The sequence below is a fragment of the Shewanella sp. SM20 genome, from assembly GCF_025654545.1.
Taxonomy (GTDB): Bacteria; Pseudomonadota; Gammaproteobacteria; order Enterobacterales; family Shewanellaceae; genus Shewanella; species Shewanella oncorhynchi.
This window is the reverse complement of the sequence record NZ_JAKKRK010000102.1, coordinates 1-4,192: the sequence shown is the minus strand read 5'-3', so window position 1 is coordinate 4,192 and position 4,192 is coordinate 1. Positions and strand designations below refer to the sequence as shown.

Annotated in this window: 6 protein-coding genes and 1 pseudogene; 5 read left to right on the top strand and 2 right to left on the bottom strand. The window is 44.0% G+C overall.

Annotated features, from left to right (window positions below; genetic code table 11):
• The 4 genes and pseudogenes from tnpA to L5M18_RS22735 all read left to right on the top strand — a co-directional run.
• Nucleotides 1-185, top strand: a pseudogene (tnpA, locus tag L5M18_RS22750) (IS200/IS605-like element ISSod23 family transposase); the annotation flags it as partial.
• Between the two features lie 192 nt (nt 186-377).
• Nucleotides 378-1,430 (top strand): NAD(P)-dependent alcohol dehydrogenase, encoded by a 1,053-nt coding sequence (locus tag L5M18_RS22745; RefSeq protein WP_263198688.1) that lies wholly within the window; start codon nt 378-380, stop codon nt 1,428-1,430.
• Between the two features lie 27 nt (nt 1,431-1,457).
• A complete protein-coding gene (locus L5M18_RS22740) occupies nt 1,458-1,973 on the top strand; it encodes a cyclophilin-like fold protein (RefSeq protein ID WP_263198687.1) in 516 nt (171 codons plus the stop codon).
• Between the two features lie 16 nt (nt 1,974-1,989).
• Nucleotides 1,990-3,042 (top strand): alpha/beta hydrolase, encoded by a 1,053-nt coding sequence (locus L5M18_RS22735; RefSeq protein WP_242068347.1) that lies wholly within the window; start codon nt 1,990-1,992, stop codon nt 3,040-3,042.
• Between the two features lie 166 nt (nt 3,043-3,208).
• Here the strand turns inward: L5M18_RS22735 and L5M18_RS22730 are convergent, their stop codons facing one another.
• The gene (locus L5M18_RS22730; RefSeq protein ID WP_198572234.1) at nt 3,209-3,364 is read right to left on the bottom strand and encodes a hypothetical protein; all 156 of its coding nucleotides are present in this window, start codon (nt 3,362-3,364) and stop codon (nt 3,209-3,211) included.
• Between the two features lie 375 nt (nt 3,365-3,739).
• Between L5M18_RS22730 and L5M18_RS23550 the strand changes: the two genes are divergently transcribed.
• Nucleotides 3,740-3,949: a DUF4304 domain-containing protein gene (locus L5M18_RS23550; RefSeq protein ID WP_411569195.1), complete on the top strand. Its 210-nt coding sequence runs from the start codon at nt 3,740-3,742 to the stop codon at nt 3,947-3,949.
• A 3-nt stretch (nt 3,950-3,952) separates the two neighbouring features.
• Here L5M18_RS23550 and L5M18_RS22725 read toward each other — a convergent pair.
• Nucleotides 3,953-4,192, bottom strand: a 240-nt coding sequence (locus L5M18_RS22725) for an integrase core domain-containing protein (protein ID WP_263198686.1), incomplete at its 5' end; no start/stop codon positions are given.

Here is a 4,192-nt window from a genome sequence, read left to right as displayed (position 1 = left end):
GTGCGATAAGGCTATTCAATAAATTCCCTCATGTACGTAAAAAGCTATGGGGCAATAGCTTTTGGGCCAGAGGTTATTTTGTAGATACAGTAGGTGTTAATGAAGAAATCATTAGACGATATGTGCGCCATCAAGATAAACAAGATCAGGAACATGAGGCTCAATTGTCGTTGCAGATGATGTAGTTTTTGGAATAGCCCCTTCCAGGGGCAAGTCAAAGCCGCCTTCTAAGAAGGCGGATTCTTTACTTTAATGGTTACCACAGCACATTTTTGCTGAGTGCAACCTTGTTAGCTGCGGCTGCTTTATTGGCATATTGGACTAAGCGTTCGACACCAAAACTGCTGCTTCACACTCAATAATAAAGGAATTTTACTATGAAGATTAATGCTTTTGGTGCAAATGCCAGTCATTTACCGCTGGAACCTATGACTATTACGCGACGCCCACCCGGCGAGGATGATGTGCAGATCAGCATCGACTACTGCGGGGTGTGCCACTCGGATGTGCATCAGGTACGTTCGGAATGGGCGGGGACCTTATATCCCTGTGTCCCCGGTCACGAGATTGTTGGCCGAGTGACCGCCGTGGGCGGGCATGTCTCCAAATTTAACGTGGGAGACTTGGTTGGCGTGGGTTGCATCGTTGATAGCTGTAAGCACTGCCATGAGTGTATTGATGATCAAGAGAATTACTGCGATCACATGGTGGGCACTTATAACGGCCCAACTCATGACGCGCCTGGACATACGCTCGGTGGCTACGCGGAACAAATCGTGGTTGATGAACGTTATGTGCTGCGTATCAGTCATCCACAAGCGCAATTAGCGGCAGTGGCACCGCTTCTGTGTGCGGGTATCACAACTTATTCACCGCTTCGTCATTGGCATGCAGGACCGGGTAAAAAAGTCGGTATTGTCGGCATTGGTGGCCTTGGCCACATGGGGATTAAGCTCGCCAATGCAATGGGGGCTCATGTTGTGGCATTCACCACTTCAGAATCTAAACGTGATGCAGCCAAAGCCTTGGGCGCTGACGAAGTAGTTGTTTCCAAAAATGTCGATGAAGTGGCTAAGCATTTGCAGAGTTTAGATTTGATTGTGAACACCGTTGCGGCTCCCCATGATCTGGACGCTTTTTTAAGCCTATTAAAGCGCGACGGTACTATGACCTTAGTTGGCGCGCCTGCAACAAATCATCCTTCGCCCAATGTGTTTAATCTGATTATGAAACGCCGCAGCCTTGCGGGCTCAATGATAGGTGGGATCCGTGAAACCCAAGAGATGCTCGATTTTTGTGCTGAGCATAACATAGTGGCGGATATAGAACTGATCCGCGCCGATGAGATTAACACCGCCTATGAGCGCATGCTGAAGGGTGATGTGAAGTATCGGTTTGTTATCAACAACGCGACGTTAACGCGACGTTAACGCGCTAGCTGAACCTGAGTGTGAATTATGGGTATTCGATGGTTAAGCGTTCTGATCGTGCGGATGTTTATGGTTGTATTCCTGTTTATGTCCAGCATTGTAATCGCATCCGCTGCGAGTTCAGTTTCATTCAGTCAACACAGTGAGTCTATGGCTATGCGCAGTGCAAAAAAGAGTGCAATAAAGATACGCATCATCATCGAAGACACAGTATTAACCGCAACGCTTGAAAACACGCAGGCGGCTCGGGATTTTGTGAAGCTACTGCCTTTGGCTCTCGAGCTTGCTGATTACAACGGCACCGAGAAAATTTCTGATTTACCCGCAAAGCTTTCCCATAAAGAAGCGCCAGAAGGTTATGCCCCAAAAGTGGGCGACATTGCGTATTTTGCGCCTTGGGGAAACCTTGCCTTTTTCTATCATGACTTTGGTTATTCGCGAGGACTGATCCGCATTGGTCAGATTGACGGGGGAGTTGAAGTCCTTATGGGCGATAGTGATATCAAAGTGCGAATTGAGCGAGCTACAAATGGCGATTATTGAGAATAGGAAATCTGTAATGTATATGAAAAAATTAAATAAAATCACTAAGGCAATAATAATACTAGGCCTGTTATCAACGTTAAGTCTTCCTACATTAGCGCAGGATATGTCTAACGGAGCTGATAATTTCTACCAAAGCAATAGCGTGGCTATGCAACGGGTTACATTTAAAAATCAATATAACATGGCTGTTGTGGGCAATCTGTTTATCCCCAAAAACCTCGATAAAAAACTGACTCATCCAGCTATTGTTGTCGGTCATCCAATGGGCGCGGTAAAAGAGCAAAGTGCTAATTTATATGCCACAAAAATGGCAGAACAAGGGTTTATTACCCTATCTCTAGACTTGTCATTTTGGGGCGAAAGCGAAGGTCAACCCCGTAATGCGGTTTCGCCCGATATCTACTCCGAGGATTTTAGTGCTGCGGTCGATTATCTGGGCACTCAAACCTTGGTCGATGGTGCTCGCATCGGCGTGCTGGGTATCTGTGGTAGTGGCAGTTTTGTGATTAGTGCGGCCAAGATTGACCCGCGCATGAAAGCTATTGCGACAGTGAGTATGTACAACATGGGGGCTGTAAACCGTCATGCCCTAAACCACTCTCAAACCGTTGAACAACGTAAAAAGCTTATTGCAGCTGCTGCGAAACAGCGTGACGTTGAGTTTAGTGGCGGTGAAATTCAATATACTAGCGGAACAGTGCATCAGTTAGATAAAGATACCCATCCAATCCAGCGCGAGTTTTACGATTTTTATCGTACGCCTCGGGGCGAATATACGCCAGCAAGCTCCTCACCACAGTTAACAACTCACCCAACACTGACCAGTAACATAAAATTTATGAACTTCTACCCGTTTAACGATATTGAAACCATCTCACCACGGCCCATGTTGTTTATTACTGGCGATAAGGCTCATTCAAAGGAGTTTAGTGAAGAAGCCTATCAATTAGCGGGCGAGCCAAAGGAGCTTTACTATGTTAAAGATGCAGGCCATGTTGATTTGTATGATAGAACTGCATTTATTCCATGGGATAAGTTGATTGAGTTTTTTAGAAAAAACTTATGAATGGATTCTAAATCATGAAATATATAGTGTAGTGGCATAATGAGTTTGGCAATCTAGTTATAACTGCATGAATTTACTCGTAGTAATTCAAGAACCCTACATATTCAAAGTTGTTAAGCAATATAGTTAATGCTTTTTCCAGATTTTGTTCAACGTCATTTCCGTTTTAGAAATGTTCGGCAAGTTCAAGTCTGGTTTGAGTGTCGCTGTGATTGGCCTTAAGCTGTAACGCTTTGATATCTATAGAGTCTGCATTTGTTGTTGGGGAAACAAGTGTTGCCATCAGTATTAAGTTGATAAGTGAGATTTTATCTATTGTCATGATTATTTGTATTCCTGAACAATACGGTGCTAACTCACTGCTCTCTTATTTTAACAGCTCGCAATGAAGAGATTCAAACTTTGTAGGTTTTTGCGCCCATCCCCTCGAAATTAACCTTAAGACAATTTCTATACGTGATCTGAATTTTAAGATCCTTTGAGATAAGAATATAATGTCTGCTGGCTAATCTAATTCTCAGTTGCTAAAGCCTTCTTATTTTCATCTGCAACAGCCTTTGCTTAAGTTCAGTTATTTGTTCTATTCTGAGAGCCTGTTTTCTGCCTTTATATACCTCTTTCTTCGCAAGCATGGTACTTTCGCGTTGTTGCTCTTTGATCAATGCTCGCTTAAATTTTGCAAAGATAGAGTGATTTACTGAATCAAGAACGGGGGTCTAAGAAGTCAAGTGTGACCTGGAGAAAGGATCAAGGCGAGAGTATCGCTGCGCTCAACGTCCAGAGATCGAAATGGAGCAAGGGGGACTGCTACGTAAACCTCGTAGTTTACTTTCTAGCCCTTGGCGAAGATAAGTCTCCTACAGAAAATAAGTGTCATGTTCGAGTTCGCCTACCTGTCGAAGTGTAGTGGTCAAGTAAAATTGGCCACGGTTTTAGAGTCATTCCAATATAAACGTTCTGACCTATTTGGCGTTAACCCACCATTATATTGATGGGGTCTAGTCTCGCTGTAATATCCAGTGATGTAATTTGTGATCTCTTTATCTGCTTCTGTGAAATTCCCATAACCACTTGCGGGTATCCATTCAGATTTCAAACTTCTAAAGAAACGATCCATCGGTGCGTTATCCCAACAATTCCCGCGACGTCT